This is a genomic window from Nocardiopsis xinjiangensis YIM 90004 (assembly GCF_000341145.1).
GTDB classification, from domain to species: domain Bacteria; phylum Actinomycetota; class Actinomycetes; order Streptosporangiales; family Streptosporangiaceae; genus Nocardiopsis; species Nocardiopsis xinjiangensis.
In genome coordinates, this window is record NZ_ANBE01000003.1 from 422,883 (window position 1) to 446,263 (window position 23,381).

At 66.7% G+C, this 23,381-nt stretch carries 19 protein-coding genes and 1 pseudogene; 9 read left to right on the forward strand and 11 right to left on the reverse strand.

The features are described from left to right. Positions 1-37 precede the first annotated feature (37 nt). The gene (locus D473_RS0102400) at positions 38-421 is read right to left on the reverse strand and encodes a RodZ domain-containing protein (RefSeq protein ID WP_017607498.1); all 384 of its coding nucleotides are present in this window, start codon (positions 419-421) and stop codon (positions 38-40) included. A 291-nt stretch (positions 422-712) separates the two neighbouring features. Between D473_RS0102400 and fbaA the strand changes: the two genes are divergently transcribed. The 9 genes and pseudogenes from fbaA to D473_RS0102445 all read left to right on the forward strand — a co-directional run bounded on the left by fbaA (position 713) and on the right by D473_RS0102445 (position 12,075). Next, complete coding sequence (gene fbaA, locus D473_RS0102405) at positions 713-1,735, forward strand: class II fructose-bisphosphate aldolase (RefSeq protein WP_017607499.1); 1,023 nt, start codon at positions 713-715, stop codon at positions 1,733-1,735. Between the two features lie 107 nt (positions 1,736-1,842). Then, positions 1,843-2,259: a DUF3151 domain-containing protein gene (locus D473_RS0102410; protein ID WP_017607500.1), complete on the forward strand. Its 417-nt coding sequence runs from the start codon at positions 1,843-1,845 to the stop codon at positions 2,257-2,259. A 194-nt stretch (positions 2,260-2,453) separates the two neighbouring features. Further along, a complete protein-coding gene (locus tag D473_RS0102415; RefSeq protein WP_017607501.1) occupies positions 2,454-3,737 on the forward strand; it encodes an adenylosuccinate synthase in 1,284 nt (427 codons plus the stop codon). A gap of 51 nt (positions 3,738-3,788) precedes the next feature. After that, positions 3,789-4,992: pseudogene (gene purD, locus D473_RS25435) on the forward strand (phosphoribosylamine--glycine ligase). An 11-nt stretch (positions 4,993-5,003) separates the two neighbouring features. Continuing rightward, the gene (locus D473_RS0102425) at positions 5,004-5,909 is read left to right on the forward strand and encodes a phosphoribosylaminoimidazolesuccinocarboxamide synthase (RefSeq protein ID WP_017607504.1); all 906 of its coding nucleotides are present in this window, start codon (positions 5,004-5,006) and stop codon (positions 5,907-5,909) included. 370 nt (positions 5,910-6,279) lie between these two features. Beyond that, positions 6,280-7,581: a UDP-N-acetylglucosamine 1-carboxyvinyltransferase gene (murA, locus tag D473_RS0102430; protein ID WP_017607505.1), complete on the forward strand. Its 1,302-nt coding sequence runs from the start codon at positions 6,280-6,282 to the stop codon at positions 7,579-7,581. Positions 7,582-7,829: 248 nt separating this feature from the next. Continuing rightward, positions 7,830-9,095 (forward strand): hypothetical protein, encoded by a 1,266-nt coding sequence (locus D473_RS0102435; RefSeq protein WP_026126527.1) that lies wholly within the window; start codon positions 7,830-7,832, stop codon positions 9,093-9,095. Between the two features lie 632 nt (positions 9,096-9,727). Continuing rightward, positions 9,728-11,623, forward strand: coding sequence for an AfsR/SARP family transcriptional regulator (locus D473_RS0102440; RefSeq protein ID WP_017607507.1), 1,896 nt, complete (start codon positions 9,728-9,730; stop codon positions 11,621-11,623). Continuing rightward, positions 11,620-12,075: a DUF1707 SHOCT-like domain-containing protein gene (locus D473_RS0102445; RefSeq protein WP_051042920.1), complete on the forward strand. Its 456-nt coding sequence runs from the start codon at positions 11,620-11,622 to the stop codon at positions 12,073-12,075. The genes D473_RS0102440 and D473_RS0102445 overlap by 4 nt, the downstream gene beginning before the upstream one ends. A 2-nt stretch (positions 12,076-12,077) precedes the next feature. On the opposite strand, the gene D473_RS0102450 is transcribed toward D473_RS0102445, so the two are convergent. The 10 genes from D473_RS0102450 to D473_RS0102495 form a co-directional block, all read right to left on the reverse strand. Continuing rightward, positions 12,078-14,009 carry a TOMM precursor leader peptide-binding protein gene (locus D473_RS0102450; RefSeq protein ID WP_152436734.1) on the reverse strand — a complete coding sequence of 644 codons (1,932 nt, stop codon included), beginning with the start codon at positions 14,007-14,009 and terminating at the stop codon, positions 12,078-12,080. Positions 14,010-14,117: 108 nt separating this feature from the next. Then, on the reverse strand, positions 14,118-14,297 hold the full coding sequence (locus D473_RS0102455) for a thiazolylpeptide-type bacteriocin (RefSeq protein ID WP_017607510.1): 180 nt from the start codon (positions 14,295-14,297) through the stop codon (positions 14,118-14,120). Between the two features lie 37 nt (positions 14,298-14,334). Beyond that, positions 14,335-14,505, reverse strand: a complete 171-nt coding sequence (locus D473_RS26240; protein WP_026126528.1) for a thiazolylpeptide-type bacteriocin — start codon at positions 14,503-14,505, stop codon at positions 14,335-14,337. 170 nt (positions 14,506-14,675) lie between these two features. Beyond that, positions 14,676-14,870 (reverse strand): hypothetical protein, encoded by a 195-nt coding sequence (locus D473_RS0102465; RefSeq protein WP_017607512.1) that lies wholly within the window; start codon positions 14,868-14,870, stop codon positions 14,676-14,678. 145 nt (positions 14,871-15,015) lie between these two features. Continuing rightward, entirely contained in the window at positions 15,016-15,768 is a 753-nt protein-coding gene (locus D473_RS0102470; RefSeq protein WP_017607513.1) for an ABC transporter permease, read from the reverse strand. Then, the gene (locus tag D473_RS0102475) at positions 15,765-16,685 is read right to left on the reverse strand and encodes an ABC transporter ATP-binding protein (protein WP_033352403.1); all 921 of its coding nucleotides are present in this window, start codon (positions 16,683-16,685) and stop codon (positions 15,765-15,767) included. Before D473_RS0102475 ends, D473_RS0102470 begins: the two co-directional genes overlap by 4 nt. Then, positions 16,682-17,932, reverse strand: a complete 1,251-nt coding sequence (locus D473_RS0102480) for a M50 family metallopeptidase (protein ID WP_017607515.1) — start codon at positions 17,930-17,932, stop codon at positions 16,682-16,684. Before D473_RS0102480 ends, D473_RS0102475 begins: the two co-directional genes overlap by 4 nt. Next, a complete protein-coding gene (locus D473_RS24040; protein WP_033352405.1) occupies positions 17,929-19,008 on the reverse strand; it encodes a lantibiotic dehydratase C-terminal domain-containing protein in 1,080 nt (359 codons plus the stop codon). The genes D473_RS0102480 and D473_RS24040 overlap by 4 nt, the downstream gene beginning before the upstream one ends. Continuing rightward, positions 19,005-21,773: a lantibiotic dehydratase gene (locus D473_RS0102490; RefSeq protein ID WP_026126529.1), complete on the reverse strand. Its 2,769-nt coding sequence runs from the start codon at positions 21,771-21,773 to the stop codon at positions 19,005-19,007. The genes D473_RS24040 and D473_RS0102490 overlap by 4 nt, the downstream gene beginning before the upstream one ends. A 22-nt stretch (positions 21,774-21,795) precedes the next feature. Then, on the reverse strand, positions 21,796-23,364 hold the full coding sequence (locus D473_RS0102495; protein WP_017607518.1) for a SagB family peptide dehydrogenase: 1,569 nt from the start codon (positions 23,362-23,364) through the stop codon (positions 21,796-21,798). Between the last annotated feature and the right edge of the window lie 17 nt (positions 23,365-23,381).

Genomic DNA, 23,381 nt, shown 5'->3' on the forward strand with positions numbered 1-23,381 from the left:
GGAGTTCGGGGAAAGGCAGGAGATCGGGGCTCGGGGATCAGCCGTCGATGTTGAAGCTGAACTCCGGGTCGCGGTCGGACAGGTCGCGCTCCTCGCCGTGGACGAAGACCTCCACGGCGGCGGGGTCCTCGAGGGTGACCTCGAGACCGCCCTCTGCACTGGTGTAGTTCACCGATTGCCCCTGTCTGAGCTCGTAGTCGAGGAGCACGTCGCCGCCGGGTTCCCGGACGTGGACGTTACTGGACTCCCCGACGACCTGGATGTACAGAGCACCCAAGTTCTCGGGACGTTCTTCTTCGACGGATGCCTCGGAGGCGTTCGCGTTCACGCTGGTGTCGGTCGATGGCAGGGACCGGTAGAAGAAAAACACGCCCAAGCCGACCATGCCCACCAAGAGCACGACGGCCAGAACGATGGCCATCACCTGACCAACGCCACGAGGATCGTTCCTATGCCTTCCCACGGCGTCGAATGTAGCGTGTATCACGGCAAAAAGCGACAGCACTCGTCCAGTAGCCGCACTGATCACACAATTCGGCCACTTCTTCACAGATCATCCCGTCCCCTACGCTCCCCGGGAGAAGCGCAGGGAACGGACATCCCGCGCTCCACGTGAACCCGACAAGGCCGGGCACTTTGGTCTAGACCTTTTCAACGGCTCCCCGGGTTCGCGATACTTGGACCGACACCGCCGAACCCAGGGAGGCAAGTCATGCCCATCGCCAGCCCCGACGTCTACGCCGAGATGCTTCAGCGCGCCAAGACCGAGGGTTTCGCCTACCCGGCGATCAACGTGACCTCCAGCCAGACGCTGCACGCCGCCCTGCGCGGCTTCGCGGAGGCCGAGAGTGACGGCATCATCCAGATCTCCACCGGTGGCGCGGAGTTCCTGTCCGGCGCCTCCGTCAAGGACATGGTGACCGGCTCGGTCGCCTTCGCCGAGTTCGCCCGTGTGGTCGCCGAGAAGTACTCGGTCAACATCGCTCTGCACACCGACCACTGCCCCGAGAACAAACTCGACAGCTTCGTGCGCCCGCTGCTGGAGATCTCCAAGGAGCGTGCCGCCAAGGGCCAGGAGCCGCTGTTCCAGTCACACATGTGGGACGGCTCGGCCGTGGAGCTCGAGGACAACCTGCGCATCGCCGAGGAGCTGCTGCTCTCGTCCAAGGCCGCCAACACGATCCTGGAGATCGAGGTCGGCGTCGTCGGCGGCGAGGAGGACGGCATCGTCGGCGAGATCAACGAGAAGCTCTACACCACGCCGCAGGACGCCCTGCGTACCGCCGAGGTCCTCGGCCTGGGCGAGAAGGGCTACTACATGACCGCCCTGACCTTCGGCAACGTGCACGGCTCCTACAAGCCCGGCTTCGTGAAGCTGCGCCCCGAGGTGCTCAAGAACGCCCAGACCGCCGTCTCCGAGAAGCACGGCAAGGACAAGCCGTTCGACTTCGTCTTCCACGGTGGCTCCGGTTCCACCCTGGAGGAGATCCACGAGGCCATCGACTACGGCGTCGTGAAGATGAACGTCGACACCGACACCCAGTACGCCTACACGCGTCCGGTCGTCGACCACATCATGAAGAACTACGACGGCGTGCTGAAGATCGACGGAGAGATCGGCAGCAAGAAGGCCTACGACCCGCGCGCCTACGGCAAGGTCGCCGAGGCCGGCATGGCCACCCGTGTCGTCGAGGCCGCCCAGAACCTGAAGTCCGCGGGCAACAAGATGCGATAAGGGGGCCCTCCCCGAACGGGAGGACCAGGCCCTCCTCACGCCCGGCGGCCGCCATCCGGCCGCCGGGCGTTCGTACTTCCCCTCCTTCCCGGTGGCAGGATGGGGGTATGAACCTGCACCAGAACCTGCTGAACGAGCCGCCCGAGACGCACTTGCCCGACAACCCGGAGGCGCGTGAGGCCCTCGAGAGCACCGATGACCCCACCCCGGTCGCCGGCCGTTTCCCCTCCTTCTCCGCCGCCTGGGCCCGCCTGGCCGAGCGCGCCCTGGACGACGGGCAGCCGGTGGCCGCCTACGCCTACGCGCGCACCGGTTACCACCGCGGTCTGGACCAGCTCCGCCGCTCCGGGTGGAAGGGCCACGGCCCGATCCCGTGGGACCACGAGCCCAACCGCGGTTTCCTGCGCGCCCTGAACGCCCTCGCCCGGGCCTCCGAGCAGATCGGTGACGCCGAGGAGGCCGACCGCTGCTCGACGCTCCTGCGCGAGTCCAGCGACGAGGCCGACAAGGCCCTCAACAGCTGAGACCGTGCCCCCATGAGCGTGCTGCGACCCACATTTCCCACTGCCCGCAGGGGACAGATCTCCCCTTAACCGGGAACCGCAGGTCGTGTACGCTCAATACGCAACGGCCCCTGTCGCTGCCTTGCGCCAGGGGTTCATCCATGTTCGGGGCCTGTTGCACCCCGGCTCCGGTGTCGAACTAAGAGGTAGAACCAATGCCGGCGATCACGCTCGTGGGTGCCCAGTGGGGCGACGAGGGCAAGGGCAAGGCGACCGACCTGGTGGGCGAGCAGGTCGACTACGTGGTCCGCTACCAGGGCGGCAACAACGCCGGCCACACGGTGGTCATCGGCGACCAGAAGTACGCTCTGCACCTGCTGCCGTCGGGCATCCTGTCCCCGAACGTCGTACCGGTCATCGCCAACGGCGTGGTCATCGACCCGGGCGTGCTGCTGGAGGAGCTCAACGGCCTCAAGGAACGCGGGGTCGACACCTCTCACCTGCTCATCTCCGCGAACGCGCACCTGATCATGCCCTACCACCGGGCCCTGGACAAGGTCAGCGAGCGCTTCCTCGGCAAGGGCCGCATCGGCACGACCGGCCGCGGCATCGGCCCCACCTACGCCGACAAGATCTCGCGCCAGGGCGTACGCGTGCAGGACATGTTCGACCCGAAGATCCTGCGCAAGAAGATCGAACTGGCCCTCAACGACAAGAACCAGCTGCTCAGCAAGGTCTACAATCGCCGCGGCCTGGACGCCGAGACCATCATCGAGGAGTACCTGGGCTACGCCGAGGAACTGCGTTCCTACGTCGCCGACACCTCGCTGGTCCTCAACAAGGCGTTGGACGAGGGCAAAACGGTCTACCTGGAGGGCTCGCAGGGCACGCTGCTCGACATCGACCACGGCACGTACCCGTTCGTGACCTCTTCCTCCCCGACCTCGGGCGGCGCCACCTCCGGTTCGGGCATCGGCCCCACCCGCATCAGCAAGGTCGTGGGCATCATCAAGGCCTACACCACCCGTGTCGGGTCCGGCCCCTTCCCCACCGAGCTGCTGAACGAAGAGGGCGAGTGGCTGCGCACCCAGGGCGGTGAGTACGGCGTCACCACGGGCCGCGACCGCCGCTGCGGCTGGTTCGACGCCCCGATCGCCCGCTACGCCACCCGCGTCAACGGCGTCACCGACTTCTTCCTCACCAAGTTGGACGTGCTCACCGGCCTGGACCGCATCCCGGTGTGCGTCGGCTACGACGTCGGCGGGGTCCACCACGACGAGATCCCCATGACGCAGACCGAGTTCCACCACGCGACACCCGTGTACGAGTACCTCGACGGGTGGACCGAGGACATCACGGGCGCCCGGGAATTCGCCGAACTCCCCAAGAACGCGCAGGGGTACGTGCGTACTCTGGAGGAGATGGCGGGGGCGCCGATCTCCGCCATCGGCGTCGGACCGGGCCGCGACGAGACGCTCCAGCTGCGTCCGCTCGTCTAGCCCGGGCCGTCACAGCACGCACCAGTCCTTCCAGCACGAAGAGGCCCTCCAGTGAAAGCCCTCGTTCTCGGCGGCGGAGGCCGCGAGCACGCACTCGTCCGAGCCCTGTCCCTGGACCCGGGCATCACCGACCTGCACAGTGCCCCCGGCAACCCGGGCATCTCCGAACTGGCCGAGAACCACGTCATCAACGTGACCGACGGCCTGGCGGTGACGGAACTGGCCGCGCGCATCCGCGCCGAGCTCGTCGTCATCGGCCCCGAGGCACCCCTGGTGGCGGGGGNCCGCACGGCTGGAGGGTTCCAAGGCCTTCGCCAAGGAGGTCATGGAGGCCGCGGGTGTGCCCACCGCCAAGGCGCGGGCGTGCCGCACCGCGAGCCAGGTCACCGAGGCCCTCGACACCTTCGGCCCGCCCTACGTGGTCAAGAACGACGGCCTGGCAGCGGGCAAGGGTGTCGTGGTCACCGAGGACCGCGCGGTCGCCGAACGCCACGCACGCGAGTGCGGCCGTGTGGTCGTCGAGGAGTTCCTCGACGGCCCCGAGGTGTCGCTGTTCGTGCTCAGCGACGGCAAGCACGCGCTCCCGCTGCTGCCGGCCCAGGACTTCAAGCGCGCCCACGACGGCGACCTGGGCCCCAACACCGGCGGTATGGGCTCCTACGCCCCTGTTCCGTGGGCCCCGGCCGGCCTGTCCGACGAGGTCATGGGGTCGGTCGTGCGTCCCACTCTCGTGGAGATGAACCGGCGCGGCGCCCGCTACCAGGGGCTGCTGTACGTCGGCCTGTCCCTGACCTCACAGGGTCCGCGTGTGGTCGAGTTCAACGCACGCTTCGGTGACCCGGAGACACAGGTGATCCTGGACCGCCTCTCCACGCCGGTCGGTGCGGTCCTGCAGGCCACCGACACGGCCGGGTTGGGCGCGATCGGGTCGCTGAACTGGAAGACGGGCGCAGCCGTGACCGTGGTGGTCGCCGCCGAGAACTACCCCGGTGACCCGGTCAGGGGCGACCTCGTGCACGGCCTGGGCACCGCCAACGCCCTGGAGGGTGCCTACGTGCTGCACGCCGGCACGGCGTGGGCGCCCGACGGCGGGGTCAAGGCCAACGGTGGCCGGGTGCTGAACGTGGTGGGCACCGGCGCGGACCTGCGCCAGGCCCGTGACCGCGCCTATGAGGCGGTCTCGTACATCGAGCTGCGCGGGTCCTTCCACCGCACCGACATCGCCGAGCGCGCCGTCGCACAGATGCAGGACTGAGGAGCGGCACCATGAGCGGTTTTGTCGTGCGCCCGGAGCCCACCCGGGTCGAGGGCCTCACACATCTGCACACCGGCAAGGTGCGCGACCTCTACTCCACGGCCGACGGACACCTGGTCATGGTGGCCAGTGACCGCGTCTCGGCCTACGACTGGGTCCTGCCCACCGAGATCCCCGGCAAGGGCCGCGTCCTCACGCAGCTGTCGCTGTGGTGGTTCGAGCGTTTGGGCGACCTGGCGTCCGACCACGTGGTCTCGGACGTTCCACCGGAGGGTGCACCCGCCGACTGGGCGGGCCGCACCCTGGTGTGCAAGCCCTTGGACATGGTGCCGGTCGAGTGCGTGGCCCGCGGCCATCTCGCGGGTTCGGGGCTGGCCGAGTACCGCGCCGACGGCACGGTGTGCGGGGTCCAGCTCCCCGGCGGGCTCACCGACGGGTCGCTGCTGCCGGAACCGGTCTTCACCCCGGCGGTCAAGGCCGAGGTGGGCGAGCACGACGAGAACGTCTCCTACGCCGCAGTGGCGGACCGGCACGGGGAGGCCCTCGCCGCCGAACTGCGCGAGAGGACCCTGCGCCTGTACGAGCGCGGACGCGAGATCGCGGCCGAGCGCGGGGTGATCCTGGCCGACACCAAGTTCGAGTTCGGCCGCGACCGGGACGGCACGCTCGTGCTCGGTGACGAGGTGCTGACCCCCGACTCCTCCCGGTACTGGCCGGCCGACGAGTGGGCGCCGGGCAAGCCGCAGCCCTCCTTCGACAAGCAGGTCCTGCGCGACTGGCTCACCTCGGAGGCCTCCGGGTGGGACCGTGCTTCCGGGGCCCCGCCGCCCGCGTTGCCCGACAACGTGGTGGAGCACACTCTGAGCCGTTACGCCGAGATCCACCTGCGGTTGACCGGCAGCGAGCCCTCTCTCTGACCTTCGGCGGAGCAGTGATTCAGCACACGGGAGCGCCGTTTCACTTTCGAGACCACGTATGGTGGTGTACGTCGTGCGCGCCGCCGCTTGGCGGGGCACCCACGCGTTCGGCATCCCTGGTCTTTCCCGTCGGACGAACACCACTTTGACCGTTTGCCGGGACTCTATCCGTGATCTGCGGGTATACCACGTTCTGGGTCTGTCACGCGCGGTCCGTTGCCACCGGGTCGCCGTGTGCCACCGACCCACCGGCCACGCAGGTCGGGCGCAAGATGGTCGCAACGTTCCAGGGTGAACCCGCGTCTCAACGCACACAGGCGAAACCCGACGAGGGTGGACCCTTCACCACATCTGCCTGACGAAGGAGCACATGAGCATGGGCCAGGAGGTTCGTTACCGCGTCCGCGGCGGGCGCCCCCTCAGCGGAACAGCGTTCATCCAAGGCGCGAAGAACGCCGTCCTGCCGATGATCGGGGCCGCGCTCCTCGCGGCCAAGGGCCGCACAGTGCTGCGGAACGTCCCCGTCATCGAGGACGTCTACCGCGCACTGGAACTCGCTGAGCACGTGGGCGCCAAGGTCGCCTTCCACGAGGAAGAGCGCACCGTCGTCATCGACGCGTCGCAGTTGAACGACCCCGAGCGCGCCGTCCTTCCGGCGGACATCGCGGCCAAGTTCCGCGGCTCAGTCCTCTTCGTCCCCGCGCTGATGCACCGCACCGGTTCGGCTCGGATCGAGGGTGTGGGTGGCTGCAATCTCGGCAGCCGCAACCTCGACTTCCACTACCGCGGTTTCGCCCGCCTGGGTGCCGAGGTGACCGAGGACGCCGAACGCAACCACATCAACGTCGAGGCCTCCAACCTGCGCGGTGGCCGCCTCTACCTGGACACCCCGTCGCACACGGGGACCGAGAACCTGCTCATGGCTGCCGTGCTCGCGCCCGGAACCACGGTCATCGAGCACGCGGCCCTGGAGCCCGAGGTCCTCGACGTCATCGACTTCCTGAGCGCCATGGGCGCCAAGATCAGCGGCGGCGGCACCGGCCTCATCACCGTCGAGGGTGTCGATGAGCTCACCGCGGTCGAGCACACGATCATGTCCGACCGCATCGACGCCGGTGTGTTCGCCATGACCGTGGCCGCCACCGGTGGCGATGTCAGCCTGGTCGGCGCGCACCTGGACCACCTGGGTGTGGCCCGTTGGAAACTCGAGCAGATGGGCGTGGGTTTCTCCCAGGAGGGCGCCGTCCTGCACGTCCAGCGCGATCCTTCCGTGCCGCTGCGCCCGATCAACGCGGTCACGTCGCCGTTCCCGGGCTTCGCCACGGACCTGCAGTCGCCGCTGATGGCACTGGCCACACTGGCCGATGGTGAGAGCTACATCCACGAGGCCATCTACGACGGCCGTTTCGCCCTGGCCGACGAGCTCAACAAGATGGGCGCCAAGATCGAGGTCGAGGGCACGCGCGCCATCGTGCACGGCCAGACCGAGCTCCGCGGGGCCGAGGTCATCGCACACGACCTCCGCACCGGTGCGGCGCTGGTCCTCGCGGGACTGGTCGCCGAAGGCGACACGATCGTGGCGCCCGGTTATCTTGTGGACCGCGGCCATGCCCAGTTCGCGACACGCCTCGCCGCTCTGGGAGCGGACGTGGAGCGCGTGAACTTCTCCTAGGCCGAAAACGCAGTTCAACCCGGGGTGGGAGGGCCTCTCCCACCCGGGCTTTCGGCGTTGATATGGAAAACGATCTTCCTTGGCCCCGCACAATGGGTACGATCGCGGCAATCATGCCGTGACAGAGACCAGGTCGGGAAACCAGTGGGCGCACATAGTGAAGAGCGTGGAATGGTAGCGGGGAGCAGCCCGAGGTGAGTGCCCAGCGTACTGGCGATTTGACGATCGGCGTCATCGGACCCCATGAGGTGGTCGAGCGCGTCATGCTCATGGGTCCGGGGTCCACGGGACCCCTCAACGCCAGACTCATCGCCGCCGCGTACCGAGATGAGCAAGAGGCGACGGACAAGGTCGTCAGGCTAGGTTCGGCGATCGACGCGTACCTGTTCGCCAGCCCTGTCCCTTACGAGTTCGCGCGGAAGGCCGGCGTGCTGACGATGCCCGCCACCTTCGTGCCACTCGGGGGCGCGAGCCTGCACGAAGCACTGCTCCGAGCGACCCTGGACGATCGCTTCGATCCGACCAGAGCCAGCTTGGACGTGCTCGGCCGCGCGGACGTGGTCGAGGCCTACTCCGAGGTCGACCTGCCCGTCGACGGCATCCACGTGCACGAGGAGCTCACCAACACCGCTCAGCTCACGTCCTTCCACGAGGGGCTGTGGCGCCGCAAGGCCACCAAGATGGCGATCACGTGCGTGCGCGGGGTCGCCGAGCGCCTGGAGGCCATCGGTGTGCCGGTGATCCGACTGCGTCCGACCAACGCCGGTGTGCGCAGCGCTCTACAGACCGCCGGGCTGTTGGGTGCCCACCACCGTCTGGAGGAGGCACAGCTCGGTGTGGTCGTCGTGGACGTGCCCACGCTGCGCGACTCCTCGCGGCGTTCGACCCCGCGCTACTGGCGTGAGGAGCTGCGCCTGTCCCTGCACCGCCTGCTGTTGCAGGAAGCGCACCGGATCAACGCGACCGCGCACCGGCTGGACGACCACTCGTTCATGATCACGGCGACCCGCGGGTCGTTGGTGACGGCGACGGAGGGTTTCCGCCAGCCGCCGTTCGTGGAACGCATCAAGGCCGAGCTGGGCATCGCCATCGAGGTCGGCATCGGCATGGGCCGCACCACCCAGGACGCCGAGACCCACGCACGGGCCGCCCTGAACCGCGCCCAGGCCTCGCGACAGAGCTTCGCGGTGGACCGTGAGGGCCGCTCCCTGGTCCCGGCCCAGCGCGCGCCCGCACGACAGTCCTCGGAGCCGCTGCGCACCAAGGGACGCGAGACCCTGATGCGGTTGTCGGAGAAGATCGCCGAGGAGGACGGTCCGCTCGTCGTGGACGCGGAGAACGCCGGCCGCATGCTCGGGGTCACTTCCCGGACCGCGCGGCGTCTGTTGCGCACCCTGGTGGAGGAGGGCCTGGCCTGGCCCCTGCCGCCCAACCGCACTCTGCAGCCCGGCCGTCCGCGCCAGCTCTACCGGCTGATCGTGGAGAAACTCGACAAGGACGCGGCCGGCAAGTAGGCCGTAGCGTCCCGTTCGTGTACGAGGGGGTGTCTCCCGCGGGAGACACCCCCTCTGTCGTGTCCGGCCTGCACGGGACCCGAGGTCGACGGCGACCGGGCGGAGCGGTCGACATCTCTTTTGGGGCCAAGTCCCCTAATGGCGGACGAATTCTTCCCCTCAGAAGCAACTACCCCTATGGGAAAAGCGTCACAAAGAGGTAGAAAGGACAGCAGCCACGAAGACCGGCACCTCGTAACAGGACGAAGGTATGCCGGAACCGAACGTGACCTCGCCGGTCACAGCACACTTGCAGATGGTGACGTCCGCCCCGATACGAAGAAGCGATCCCCTTGGCCGGAGGGAATCGCCCCAGCTCTTCGAGCACAAAATTTTGGAACATGGTCATCATGTGGGAAAAGCGGGAAAGGCGGTCGGGAGGAAGGGGGACAGCTCACCTCGGCCGGAAAATCGGAACACATTACCGAGGCGGCCCCGTGAGACAGCCCATCGAGCTCTTCCGACCCGCCGAGGACGCCGCGTCCCGTAACACGACCGCGCCGGTTCGGCTCGGGCCCGCGCAAGAGGAGCGGCTCCGAGAGGACGGGCGCCGGAGGACCCTCCCCCGACAGACGAAGCACGGCAACGAAACGATGAACTACAGATTCGAGATCCTCGGGCCAGCCACCGTCGTCTCGGACGGCGAGGACGTCGTCCTACCCTCCACGAAACCGAGCGCGATACTCGCGAGTTTGCTCCTCAAGTGCAACTCTTTCGTCTCCCTCGACTACCTGAAGTACGCACTGTGGGGTGAGGAGGCGCCAGCCAACGCCGATGTCACCTTGCCGACCTACATACTCCGGCTCCGACGGCTGCTCCGGAAATACGACCGCGACGCCGACCCGATCACCACCATGCCTCGCGGGTACTCCATCAACCTGCCCGCCAACAGCGACTCCCTCGACCTGCTCGTCTTTCGCCGTCTCGCGGAGAAGGGCGCCTCCTACCGCTCCTCGGGAGAGATGGAGAACGAACGCTCGGCGCTCGTGCGGGCGGAAAAGCTGTGGAAAGGGCCGGCGCTGTCCAACATCCCCTCGGAGACCCTGCACCGTGAGGAGACCCCCTCCCTCAACGATCAATGGTTCGACGTGCTCGAACGCCGGTTCACCATCGATCTGACCCTGGGAGACTTCGAGGGCCTGGCTCCCCAGGTCCGCCAAGCCATCACTCACCGTCCTGAACGCGAACGCTACTGGGAACAGCTCATCGAAGCGCTCTATCGCTCCGGCCGGACGACGGAGGCCCTGAACGAGTACCGCAAGGTCCACGAGTACCTCACGAGCGAGTTGGGCATCGAGCCCCGCCAGAGCCTGCAGGAGATCCACCTCCAGGTTCTGCGCCAGGCCGATCTCATGTCCCCGCCGAACGGCACGGGCGAGACCGCGACCCTGGCCCCACGGGGACCACGGCCCTCCGACGGCAGGGCGCCCGTTCCTCCGTCCGGCAAGGTCCCGGTCCCGAGGCGTTCCGGCCCCAACCATCTGCCCCTCGCTCCCGATTTCTTCGGCCGGTGCGAGACGGTCGAGTCACTGGTCGAGGAGGTCGTCGACACCGACACCCCGGTCGTGGTCGTGACCGGTCCTCCCTCCGTCGGCAAGACGGAAATGGCGTTGCGCACCGCGAAGCGCTGCGAGGGCAGGTTCAGCGGAGGTGTCTACCTCGCGCGTTTCGACCGCCCCGACGGGAGCCGCCGGGACCGGTCCGCGATCCTGTGCGACCTGTTACGGCAGGCAGGTGTGGATCTGGGCCCGGAGGCCGGCCGGACCACACACGAGGCCCCGCTGCTCAACGCCTGGCAGTCGGTGGTGGCCGACCGCCCCTGCCTCGTCGTCATCGACGGCGTCCGCCACTCCGTGGAATCCGTCCCCCTGCTCCCCCCGTCCTCGGAGTCCCGGGTGATCATCACCAGCCGCAACGCGCTCCCCCGACTGATCGCCTTCCACGGGGCACGGACCCACAGTCTCGCTCCCCTGCACCGCACCCACGCGGTCCGGCTCCTGAGCCACATCATCGGGGAGGAGGCCGAGGATCAGGAGCCCGCGGTTCTGCAGCGCATCGCCGACGCGTGCGGCGGTCTTCCCGGAGCGGTCCGCTTGGCGGGGGCGAAATTCGTCTCCACCCCGCACCTCACACTGGACCAGTTCGCCACACTGCTCGAGGCCTCACCCCTCGAGCAGCTCTCGGCCGCTTCGGAATCGGAGTTCTCGCTGCGGGAAGAGATCCTGTACTGCTTCGACAAGGTGAGCCGGTCGGCCCAACGTCTCTTTCTCGATCTGGCCGCCGACGAGCAACAGGGGGTGGCCGCGCGAGAGCTCTACGCCGGTTTCCCCGGAACAACGACCGAATTCGACCAAGCCCTGGGAGAGCTGTACGACGCCTCACTGATCCACCATTGCGGTACCGACCGCATCGGCGTCTACCGACTGCTCCGAGAAGTCGTGATCACGGCCCGTGCCCCGCTCGTGCTGGCCGAAGAAACTGGAGGATGACTACCGTGCAGGACGACCGCAGCGATGATCTGCAACGTGTCTCCGACGCCGATCGCGATGCCGCCACCACGATGTTGCGGACCGCTTTCGAGGAGGGACGGCTGGCGCAGGACGAGCACGCCGAGCGTGTCGACGCAGCTCTCGGGGCACGGACCCGCGGTGAACTCGCCACCCTCACGACCGACCTCGCCGCGACCGGTAGGAATCACCCGGACCGGTCCCACCAGCCGCGGCCGGGTCCCGAGGAAGCGGACGAGCCCGAGGAGGACGGCGGGTCCCGGCTGAGCCCTCTCGCCGGCTGGGGGATCTTCACCGCGGTCGCGTTCTTCGTCTGGGCGGTCCCGGCCCTCGTCATGGGCTACCCGATGGGTGTGCTCGGCTGGGCGCTCTTCTGTGGTTTCTGGGGTATCCCCCCGCTGATCGTGACACTCGTGCGCCGACGCCGCTCCTGAACCTAGGGGAAGGGGTGGGGGACCGGGTTCGGTACCCCTGCCCCTGCTCCAGCGGTCCGCTCCACCAGTTCCCGGAAGCGCGGCAGAGTGAACACACGCTGCTTGCGCCAACCGAAGTCGATGGGCGTCAGGCCCGGCACGATCACGGCCACGTTGGACAATCCGACGGCAGCCTGCTCGGGCGAGGTCTGGTCCACCCCGATGACATCGAAACCGCGTTCGGTCAGGAACGAAACGCACGAGCGCAGATCCGCCAGCAGGTCCCCGCTGCGGGGACGCCTGGATTCCCAGTCCCGGTACAGCTCACTGAGAGAGTGTGTGCCGCGCTCGCTCAACAGGAAGTCCGTACTCGGCGCCATGTCGGCAAGAGCGAACAGCAGCGGATGGTCCTTCAGTTCCCGCACGAGGTCGTGGTCCTCCACCATGGCCTCGACCTCTGAGCGCCTCTTCTCGGTGCGCGATGCCAGTGACGGGATGTACGTGGCGATCTCGGAGACGGCCGAATGGACGGCGGATGCGGGATCCAGTCCCGAGCCCGCGGCGAAGCACAGGTTCCCGAGCCCTCCGTCTCTGCGCACACCCACGGCGTTGACCACGGGGAAGGGCAGGTCGACACGGTTGTCGAAGAGGCGCACGTCGTAGCCGTGCAAACGGATGCGGTCGATCATGTGCCTGGTCTCCGGGGACGACAGAGAAGCGATGTCGATCTCCGGCAGGGCCAGCCCCGCGTACCAGGCGAGCACGAAGGCATCGCGCTCCACCAGTTCCAGCAACCCGTACAGGAGGGCTTCCTCCGGCGTGCTCCCGACCGCGCACCCATTGGAGCACTCGTCCACGAAGGCCCCGGGCTCACCGTCCCGCACGTAGTACACGAGCTGTTCGGGCACCAGGATCGGTTCGTCCTCACGCAACGAACTTCCCCACACCCAGCGGGTCCGTAGATCTGGGGTGAAAGGGCTCAACCGGCCGGGTTCTTCGGTGTAGAAGGCCTCGTCGTAGAGTCCGCACTCCCGAGGGTCCAACACACGCGACCCCTGTTCCACGAGCTCGCGAAAGCTCGCCGTGATCAGGTCGTGGTGGCGCCGCTGCTGGGTACCGGCATGGCGTTCGAGCCCCTCGAAGATCCCGACGAGGCGACTCGAGTCGTAGGAGTCGGTCTGTCCGGACCAACCCACGTCCAACAGCATTCCAGCGGACGTGATCCGCATGTTGCCGACTGCGGGCGCCATGGTCGGTGACGCCAACTCGATGTGGACGGTACTCCCCAGGACACCGCACACAGGGTTGACGAAAACGGCCGTCCTGGTGTCGAAGTCCGTGTGGTCCCGGAGCCGATAGTTGTCAGGATGGAGCTTTGGCCTGGACCGGAGCTCGGGCAGGGCCTCTTCGGGCACCACTGGCACCGGAGCGGAGCAGTGGGGACATCCGGAGTCGGCCAACAGCGGAAAGGTCCGCACTGTGCGCGAGGTCAGCGACAATTCGAACACGTCGGCGGTCTCCTCGCTCCACGCGTCATTGCGGGGTTCGAGGGCCACTTCCGTGTACAAGAGATGGATGGCTTCGACGGTGAAATCGGTGAGGTGAGGGGTGACGGCCCGGGCCTCGAAGCTCATGCCGGATTCCACGACCCTGCGTTCGGCCTCTGGGAGGAGCCGCTGCCAGCGGCCGGCCAAGCAGCGTGTGCACGGCTTCCCCGCCGACCCGCCGACCGGACCGATCAGGACCGAACGGGGTGTGAGGAAGACCGCCGAGCGCCCGCTTCCGCCGACACTCGACGTCGCCTCGCCCACCCCCAGTTCATGGACCCGTGGACGAAGGTCCTCGGGAAGTCCGGAACGTGACCAGCGCCGGTCCAACCCCTCTGTCAGGAACGCCAGACCGCCCTCGGCGGTCCCCATCTCGTGCACCTGTACCTGCTCTCCTTCACGCGGCAAGATACCGCCGTACCGAGGAAGGCCCCGGCACGGCGGCGGTCAGACCCGTCGGCTGCCCATACCCGAAAGTCCTTGCTCCCGGGGCACAGGCCCGAGCGGCTGCATCAGTCAGGCACAGCTGCTGGCCGTGCTGGTGCAGCTGGTGCAGCTGGAACAGCAGCTTGTGCTGCTGGTGGAGGTGGTGTTACCGAGCATCTCCTCCGGGGCCTCCGCGAAATCCATCACCTCGAAGGTCTCCGACTCGAGCTGCTCGAGCTCATGACGCAGCCCGGACAGGGAGTGGCTCATATGCAATCTTCTTTCACTCATTGCGGGGGCGAACAGATCAGGATGCGCAGCTGGTGCAGCTGCAGCAGCTGGAGGTGCAGCTGGTGCTGCTGGTGGAGGTGGTACCCGCGAGCATCTCCTCCGAGGCCTCCGCGAAATCCACCACCTCGAAGGTCTCCGACTCGAGCTGCTCGAGCTCATGACGCAGCCCGGACAGGGAGTGGCTCATATGCAATCTTCTTTCACTCGTCATTGAGAACCACGACACCGAGTACCGATAGTGTCACCGAGGGAAACAAGGCCGGGGAGCGGACCGTCCCTCACCGCGAGAACTCCCGCTCGAGCTGTTCTGCCTCGTGCCACACGGTGCGGGTGTGGTGGTCGGGGGACAGCAGGGTCTCAGCCGCCCGAGCAACTGGTGCTGGAGCAACTGCTGCTGGAACAGCTGGAGGTACAGCTCGTGGTCGAAGTGGTGCTACCGAGCATTTCCTCACGGGCCTCGACCAGGTCGAGAACCTCGAAGGTCTCCGATTCCAAGAGCTCGAGCTCTCCTCTGAGACCGGACAGGTGGTCCGAGCCAGTTTTTTTCGTCATCAGCGTTCCCTATGTTGGGGGATTCGTGTCCCGGGGAACGACCATGCCTCCGAGGAGACAGATGCCGCTCACCCGATCCACGATCATTCCAACGAAGGCTTGCAGGCTCATTGCAACCTTCTTGTTCGGGCTGAGGCTCCCCGTGTCACTGGTCTCCCCTCGTGAGGAAGTATCCGGCCAGGCCTGTGGTGATCAGAGCGAAGAGGAGAAGAGCACCGCACGGCACCAGCAGAGCCTCCGGCCCCTCCCCTCGCACCAAGAGCGCCAGCATCCCGTCGTTCATGTGCCGCAGAGGACTGGCCAAGGAGACCGTGTCCATCCAGGACGGGGCGAAGTCCAGGGGAAAGAAGGTCCCCGAAAGAAAACCCAACGGAAGAACGATCAGGTTGGATGCTGCCGAGGCCGACTGGTCCGTCTTGAAAACAGAACCGATGAGGATGCCGAGCGAGAAGAACGAGAGGACACCGAGGAGGAAGAGGGGGACCGCCATCCACCAGGTGCTCTCGAGACGGAGGCCGAAGAACGGCAAGAAGGCCACGGCGAAGAACAGGGCCGCTTGGAGTACAGCCACGATCACTGTCACGGAAAAACGCGAGGTGAGGATGGTGAACGGACTGACCGGAGCAAGTTGGAGCTTGCGCAGCAGACCGTTCTCGCGCCAGCTGACCAGTGTCAGGGCCGAGGCGAACACCGCTGACATCGCGATACCGAAGGAGAGGATCCCGGGCGCGATGTACTGGATGGGTTCAAGAGTGCTCTCCGAACCTTCCATGGCCCCGAAGAGGATCCCGAAGAGGACCAGGAAGAACAGGGGCAGCAAGAACGTGAAGAACAGTGATGCCTTGTCCCTGACGAAACCCTTGCCGACCGCGACGGAGATCTGTTGGAAGGCGGTCACGACCGGTACTCCCTTCCTGTGAGTTCGAGAAACACGTCTTCCAGAGAAGCCGTTCTGGTCTGAAGGTGGCCTGCATCTCCGCGCTCGGAGAGTACGTGCATCACGGCGTTGGTGTCCGTGGCGGTGAAGCAGATCTTGCTCCCCTCTTCCCGGACGTCTTGCACGTCCGGAAGGGAGCGGACCTCGTCGAGGCTGAGCACACCTTGGGGAAGGTCCATGCTGACCCGGGTGTCCAGATCTCTGACCAGCGCGTCGGGGGTGTCCATCGCGATGACCTGCCCGTGGTCGAGGATGGCGATCCGGTCACACAGGCGCTCGGCCTCCTCGATGTAGTGGGTGGTGTAGACGATGGTCTTGCCACGGTCCTTGATGCCGCGCAGGACGTCCCAGAGGTTGCGGCGCGCTTGCGGGTCCAGGGAGGCGGTCGGCTCGTCCAGGAAGAGGAGCTCGGGATCATGGACCAGGGCACAGGCGATCGACAGCCGCTGGCGCTGGCCACCGGAGAGCTTGTCCTCCCGGGTATGGGCCTCCTCGGTGAGCCCCACCAGCGCCAGTACGTCGTCCACACGGTCCGCCTCCACCCCGTAGAGAGCACCGAACGTGACCAACTGTTCCTTCGCGGTGAGGCGTTCGAAGAAGGCCGAGGACTGGAGCTGGACGCCGATCCTCGGCAACAGGGAGGTGTTTCGGGGGTGGGGAGAGGCCCCGAGGAGGGAGACCGAACCGCCGTCGGCCTTGCGCAGCCCCTCCATCATCTCGAGTGTCGTGGTCTTCCCCGCACCGTTGGGGCCGAGGATCCCGAAGAACTCGCCCTCACGCACAGTGAAAGAGACCCCGTCCACCACGGGTTTGCCTCCGTAGACCTTGGTCAAGGCCTCCACGGCCACGGCGTTCACGCCGCCATCTTCTTTATTCATATCCCTTCCTTGTCTCTCGGCAGGCGTTGTGTACCGTCCCGGTCACGCTTGCGGACCACGTTGATCCGGTAGCCGACGGTGATTGCGAGGGCTGTCGCAACCAGGAGTCCCGCAGCCGCCCACAAGTCGAGGAAGTGCGCCAACAGGGCGAGCCACCAGGCTGCGAAAACCAGGACGAGGGCCGTGTAGAAGAGAGCCGCCGAGACCGCGTACGCCACATAGGCGATCCGGATCGTTCGCGGAGGCCGGGGCCCCACCCGGTCAACGCCCCTCACTCGTTCACGCAGGCCGCTGAGCACGTGACCGGTGGAATCCCGAGCGAGGTTCTCCGTCCCCAAGGCGTGGTTGAGCATGGAGTAACCGTCCAACCGGAAGAACGGCACGAAATTGGACAGTGCGGCGACCGTGCCGAAGAGCAGGAGCACTGACGCAAACACGTGCGCGCTGCTCTCCTCCGGGGCCAGGAGCCAGAAGACCAGGGCCGGGGGCAGGACGAGAAGGCTGACGAAGACCCCGGAAAAAGCGATGTACACCCGGTGCCTGGTCGGTAGAAGCTGAACTTCCTCGACCGCGCAGTAAGGGGTGAGCAAGGGGAGCCGCCACCCGATGCCGATGTCGCCCACACGCGCACCGAACCGTACGGCGGCCAGACCATGGCCGAGTTCGTGCAGGGCGAGCACGCCCCAGAGGAGAGCGATGGCGATGATCCCGGTCCAGGGGGTGTCCCTGAACCGGGCCGCTGCCTCGAGCAGGGGGCCCAGGTTCAGAGCGACCGTGGCGCAGGCCAGTAGCGCAGCGGCGAGCGCCGGGAGCACGAAGGCCGGGGAGAAGGCCCAGCCCATCCGCCTGGCGACGCGCTCCAACCATGGACCGGGGCGCGCCAGGGGGAGCCTCGCGTGGAAGAACGTCGGTCTCTGCCTGTCAGAGGCCGGTTCGGCAGGTTCCGGCGGTGGGCTCCCTTCCAGAAGTGACCGTCCGGCCAGCGTCGCCATGATCCCGCCCCAGGCCCGGTCGTCGAGGCGTCGACCGAACTCGGCACCGTACTCGTCCGTGATGTCGGCGAGAGTGCTGTGCCCGTCGAGACGGGCAATGATGAAGTGTTCCTTCGCCCCGACCGTCATCATCTTCCCCGAGACCGGGTCCTTGATCAGGTGGATCATCGAGCCACCGCGCACCAGGGCAGGACCGATGGCGAGGTCCCCGCGGACCCGTGGGCGGGCCGCGGCCGGATCGGCGTCCTGCGTCATGAGGCCGGTTCCGTGGGACGAGCCGGCCGGCCACCCGTCACACGCGCAAGCAGGTACGCCAGGTAGGCCTCGTCGACGATGGTCGCCCCCAGCCTGTTGTTGGTCATGTGCATGTAGGGCGACAGAAGGACCTTCAACGCGGCGTCGGGGTCGGTCACGGGCCGGAACTCCCCGACCTTGCCGGAAAGGCGCATCCGCTCGGGGTCCCACGAGGGGAAGAGCAGGTCACCCTTGGCGCTGAGGTCGACCACGCGGTCGCGTAGTTCGGCGCAGTGTTCGGCCCAGTCGCGCACGAAGGAGCTCAGGTTGCTCCCGTCCGTCCCGTGCACGCCCGCCTCGATGTCGTGGAAGCGCTGGGAGAGGCGCTCGGACATCTGGGCGAAGTTCTCCTCGTACTTTTCGACAGTGGCCAGGCCGGCGATCTGGAATGCGTGCTGCCAGTACTCGTGGTAATTGGACAGGAAAGCACCGAGATCCTTCCTGTCCGGCAGGAAGGTCGTTCCCATGACCATCATCAGCTGAGAGCAGAGACCGAGCAGGGCGGTGCGCAGATGTGTGTTCGTCCGGTTCAGGAGGTCCAGGACCAGGTCGCTGGAGCGTTCGAAGTGCCATTCAGCGAGTTCGATGCCCTTCGGTCCTCCGTACTTGGCGTACTCGGGTTCGTAGGGCAGGAACGCGAACGTGTTGTTCTCCCGCAGAGGCATAGGCCCGTCCTGGCCGTAGCGCTCGATCCGCTCCTGCTCCGAGTACTCCAACCGGAACATGTCCTCGTACATGCTGAGCAGGAATTCGGAGTCGTAGTCATAGAGCGCAGGACGCCTCTTCAGGTACGCCGAAACGGCGCTCTCCATCCGCTCACGTACTTCTTGTTCCAACTCCGGGCTCCTGGGCTTCACACGGAACCGTACGTGCTGGCCCTCCAGCCAGTAGTTGATGAAGAAGAAACGATCCAGCAGTCCCCGTTCCCTCAGGTCCCGGACCAAGGGGCGCAGACATTCGGTCAGCACGGGACGGGCGTCAGCTGCGTAGAAGATGTGCATCGCAATCCATGCGCCGGCACCGTCGGCTCGCGTCATCTTTGGCTCCTGCGGTCGTCGTCGGCCCCGGCACCAGGGGTCCGGGTGATCTCGACAGTCTGTTCACTCACACGGCCCCCTTCTTCGCCCCGCAACCACAACTCATCGGGGCCGGGAAGCATCTCGGTCATGACCACGCGCCGCGTCGACCCGGCGATCTTGTGGTCCAGCAATTGGAGGGAGAAGAAATTGTCGAAGTCCACGTACTGCGGTTTGGACGGGTGTGTCGGGCCCTGGTCGGTGTCGTCCCCCGCTTCGGCGGTGTCCACCGTGGCGAAGACCCGGCGTGGAATCCGATGCTCGGAGCGCCAGCGCTGCCAGGCCAAGAACCATTCGGTGTCGCTCTGGGACGAATTCCTGCGGGGCAGACGTCCCGGGGCGGTCTTCCACGTGTGGCGGGTCAGGACCAGATCGCGGTAGCGCACACGGGGGTGGCCCCCGATCGCGGCGTCACCGAGAGGCTGGTCGGTGCCCTGCCACAGGTCCAGAGGCGCCATCGCGGTCGGTGAGAACAGGAGCAGGGCCCGTTGCACCTCCGGCAGTGCGAGCGGGAGCAGGAAACCCAGATAGACCGGGACCACCACACGGTCGATCCGCGGGCAGTACAGGTGGATCCCCCGTTCGGAGGTGTGCCTGATCTGCAGTTCCTCGACGCGGACGCATACCTCGGGAGGGCGTGAGCTGGACTCACCGGGACACACGATCTCGTACTCGGTGACCGGAGGATGCAGATTGAGGTTGGTGGTGTCGTGACCACCGGTGAGCTCGGCGAAGACCGTTCCCTCGGGGCAGACGTCCTTGAGCGTGTCTCTCAGTTCGTCCACGAGCGCCGGGTCGCGCGTCTGCTCGAAGCAGTGGAGGAACCGTGAGTAGAGCAGGGTCAGTCCGCTGTAGGAGCGGTTGAGCACGCTCGTGAACTGCCCGTCCCGTTCGGCGGTCTGGACGAAGAAACTACGGGAGTCGAGCTCGTGAACGGGGTCGGGGAGCTTGTCCGCCACGGCTTCCATGAAGTCGTCGCCGAGGACGAGCTCCGTGTCGTTGTCCGGAAGGTCGGCGTAGGCCCGGCGCATCCGGCCGACCAGCTCTCTGCGGGCCTCGTCCAGTGCGTCGATCTCCGGCATACGCAGCCAGTTCTCCAGAGGCACGTACTCGCCGTCCTCATCGAAGTCCTGCCGGCCGGCGCTGGACTGAAGGTACTGATCGTAGATGTCCCGGTGGAACTCGTGGATGAAGGTGAGCACATCGTCGCAGGTCCCGTCCTCACCGTAACGGGCCCGGAAGAACCCCAGGAGGACGAGCCTGTGTGGCAGCAGCATGTCGAACAGTGGCAGGATCCCCGTCAGCGCACGCAGATCGGCCAGGAGGGTCTTGTCCCACAGTTCCTTGTCGGCACGCAGGTCGAGATCGGGGAGAGAGACGTCCTCGTAGAGGATCCCCGGGGGCATCGCCGCTGGTTCGGCCACCAGCGATTCCATCAACCGGTCGAGCGAGTCCCTGACACCGTCCCGCAGCCTTCGGCGTTCATGGGTGCGCGCTCCTGCGTAGGCATCGACCGAGCCGGCGATGTGGTCGAGCTGCTCGACGATCAGATCTGCCCACGGACGTTGCCGTGCGGCCAGACCGTCACGGAAGGTACGGAGCGGGTCCTCGCTGTGGATGTCCACGTCCAGGGTCGGTAGCCGTAGCAGGCTCAGCCGGAGCAGTGTCTCGACGTAATCGCGCACTTCGCCGGGGTCGCGATCCTCAGGGACGGCCAGACGTTCCACGAGATCGCCGAGCAGAAGGTGGGGTTCCTTCTCCAATATGTCCATGACTTCGTCGAGCAGAGTGCTGTGCGAAAGGTAGAAGAGCTCTTCGCGCAGTGAGTCGAAGGCGCCGGGAGCGTCGCTCCCGCTGCCGACCTTGGTCCGGCGAACGTAGCGGATCCTCTCGTGGTCGAGGCTGTGCCCCGAGGACAGGATCACGGGCAGGTCGCTCAGCCGCTCCCAGTCCTCGGCCACCGCATCGGCGATGCGGCCCAGCGTCGCGACGTTGATACGTACGTGGCTTCGGCCTTCCATGCCTTGCGGATCGGAGCTGAACGCCTGTCCCACACCCGGGGTGAAGGAGCCCGCCGCGACCGTGGTCAAGGTACTGAACGGGCTCGTCTTGCACGCGGTCCGGATGACGTACTCGACCAGGGAGCGTTCGATCTTCCGGGCACGCTTGGGCAAGGGGCCGGATCCGGCATCGAGGTAGGTGGACAGGTGGCGTTCCAACGAGGGCGAGGCGAGCAGAAGGCCGTCCCGGAGCCTGGGGTCCTGTGCGAGTTCCCTGAGGTGCTCACGTTGGTGTCCGATCTCCTCAGCGAGCAGGTCCTCCCCCCGGGCCTTCTCCGCCTCGAGGGCCTCTCTGCGGGAAATCCATTCGGACACCGCCTCGGCGACACCGTCCGGCAGAAGGGCCAGCGCCTCTGCCGTTCGTTCCCTGTCCCGGGGAAGACGAAGGTTGAACACGTCCCGGCGAAGGTTGATCAAGGTACGACGCGTTGCGTGTTCGTGCTCTGTCACCAGAGGAGCGATCATGTCACTCACCTCGTGCGCCCGATCGCTCAGCTGGTCCTCGGCCCGCAGGATCGAGGCAGCCCAGTCGGCTGTCGCTTTGCAGGCGAGTGCCTCGACCGCCGACCACGGCAAGCCGCCCACCCTGAGCATGAACACGTCCGTTCCGGTCCACCGCCCAGCGGTCCGGGAACGTGGCCGCTCTGGCGCGGGGTTCTCTGTCATCGTGGCTCCAGCGTCATTGACGTCAGACATTTCGGTACACGAATTCCGGTTGGCCTGCGCGTTCGTGGCCGACCATGAGGATCAGCAGCGGCCATTCCTGTCGGTCCTCGATACGTAGCTCGTCCCGGTAGGAAACGTTGTCGAAGCCGAGGGCCGCCCCGCAGCCGACACCGAGAGCGGCGCACGCCAGGTACACGCTCTGGGCAACCGCACCGACCTCGGCGTTGACGAGCCGGTAACCGCGTGGGCCGACCGCCGAGGTCATCGCGGTAGGACTCCCCATCACCGTGATGACGGCGGCGCACTGCTCCAGGTTGTAGTTGTTGAGGAAGTAGTTGCGCTGCAGGAATTCAGCTTCAGAGCCTTCACGCACCGGACGCAGGGCCCCTTCGGGCAGGTGGTCGTAGGCACCTGGGGCCAGATCGGCAACATGGTTGGCAAAGACCGAGAGCCGACTCGTGCCCACCTCTCCCAGAAGGGTGGCGGCTCGGTCCGCGGCCCTCAGCACCGTCGAGAGGTCCTCCTCCGACATCGGCGGTGAGGAGCTGAACCGGCCGAAACTGCTGCGCCGTTCACGCAACGCGGAGGCGACGGGAACCTCGAGCAGCCGTGGCTCGGAGAGTTGGTGGTCGGTTTCTCCGGAGGAGGGCACCGGCACGCCTCGGGCCTCTTCGAGCTGTTCCGGGGCGGGTTCGACCGCAGGAGCGTTCAGAGCCTGCTCATGGACCTCGGTCACCCAGGAAAAACCCACTGTTTCCCGCGAACGCTCCCGTTCTTCGAGTCCGACCGAGGGAACACGGGGCGGCAGAGAAGGGATCCCGGGTCGGCTGCCTTCCCACGGCAGCGGGACCACGGCCATGACGCTCTCGTCCAGGTGGTCCAGCCCCAGCAACCGGTCCAGAGCCGGTTCGTCGAACCACAGATACGGACGCAGGGCCAGACCCGCTGCCCGGGCGCTCGTCCGCCATGTACCCAGGAGCGTACCGAGGTCCATGGTGACGGCGTGATAGCAGAAGCTGTTGTACTTGAAGGAGTTCTTCCAGAACTTGGCGGAAACCAGCAGGTACTGGCCGGTGTGGGGCGTTCCGTCCGGGAGCGCACGATGCACGTGCGCGGTGACGTCTCCGGTCAGGAGCCGTTGCATGGAGTGGTGGGGAGAACTGTAGTTGTAAACGCCCGGCGTGAGAGGTCCCCCGGGGCCGGTGACCAAGTAGATCTCCAGGGGATAGAGGCCTCCCCCCGAGGCGGTGCCTCTCGACCATGTCGCCGACGGGTACCACGGCATCCCTCTCAGATCCGGGTTCCCGTGCACAGCCAGACGACGGCCCGTGAGGCCGTAGGAGTCCAGGAGCAGCGCGGACAGTGCCTCGGCCGACCACCGGCCTGTTGCCTCCGCGCTTCTACCGGGGGCCAGGCCCTCGTCCAGGGTTCCGGGAAGCGGGGTGGCCGAAGGGAGGGAGTAGTGCTCGGCCCCGGGATAGTACTTGTGTCTGCGGGGCTGGTCGGCCCAATCGGGTTCGAACCCCTGCGGCTCCATCGGTTCTCTGGCCCGCCGCACGATGGCCTCGGCATAGCTGTCCACGACTGACATGGCTGGCTCCTTCGGCT

Coding starts and splice junctions, on each gene's coding strand:
- D473_RS0102400 (WP_017607498.1), bottom strand. CDS start 421: ATGGCCATCGTTCTGGCCGTCGTGCTCTTGGTGGGCATGGTCGGCTTG.
- fbaA (WP_017607499.1), top strand. CDS start 713: ATGCCCATCGCCAGCCCCGACGTCTACGCCGAGATGCTTCAGCGCGCC.
- D473_RS0102410 (WP_017607500.1), top strand. CDS start 1,843: ATGAACCTGCACCAGAACCTGCTGAACGAGCCGCCCGAGACGCACTTG.
- D473_RS0102415 (WP_017607501.1), top strand. CDS start 2,454: ATGCCGGCGATCACGCTCGTGGGTGCCCAGTGGGGCGACGAGGGCAAG.
- D473_RS0102425 (WP_017607504.1), top strand. CDS start 5,004: ATGAGCGGTTTTGTCGTGCGCCCGGAGCCCACCCGGGTCGAGGGCCTC.
- murA (WP_017607505.1), top strand. CDS start 6,280: ATGAGCATGGGCCAGGAGGTTCGTTACCGCGTCCGCGGCGGGCGCCCC.
- D473_RS0102440 (WP_017607507.1), top strand. CDS start 9,728: ATGAACTACAGATTCGAGATCCTCGGGCCAGCCACCGTCGTCTCGGAC.
- D473_RS0102445 (WP_051042920.1), top strand. CDS start 11,620: ATGACTACCGTGCAGGACGACCGCAGCGATGATCTGCAACGTGTCTCC.
- D473_RS0102455 (WP_017607510.1), bottom strand. CDS start 14,297: ATGAGCCACTCCCTGTCCGGGCTGCGTCATGAGCTCGAGCAGCTCGAG.
- D473_RS26240 (WP_026126528.1), bottom strand. CDS start 14,505: ATGAGCCACTCCCTGTCCGGGCTGCGTCATGAGCTCGAGCAGCTCGAG.
- D473_RS0102465 (WP_017607512.1), bottom strand. CDS start 14,870: ATGACGAAAAAAACTGGCTCGGACCACCTGTCCGGTCTCAGAGGAGAG.
- D473_RS0102475 (WP_033352403.1), bottom strand. CDS start 16,685: ATGAATAAAGAAGATGGCGGCGTGAACGCCGTGGCCGTGGAGGCCTTG.
- D473_RS0102480 (WP_017607515.1), bottom strand. CDS start 17,932: ATGACGCAGGACGCCGATCCGGCCGCGGCCCGCCCACGGGTCCGCGGG.
- D473_RS24040 (WP_033352405.1), bottom strand. CDS start 19,008: ATGACGCGAGCCGACGGTGCCGGCGCATGGATTGCGATGCACATCTTC.
- D473_RS0102490 (WP_026126529.1), bottom strand. CDS start 21,773: ATGACAGAGAACCCCGCGCCAGAGCGGCCACGTTCCCGGACCGCTGGG.
- D473_RS0102495 (WP_017607518.1), bottom strand. CDS start 23,364: ATGTCAGTCGTGGACAGCTATGCCGAGGCCATCGTGCGGCGGGCCAGA.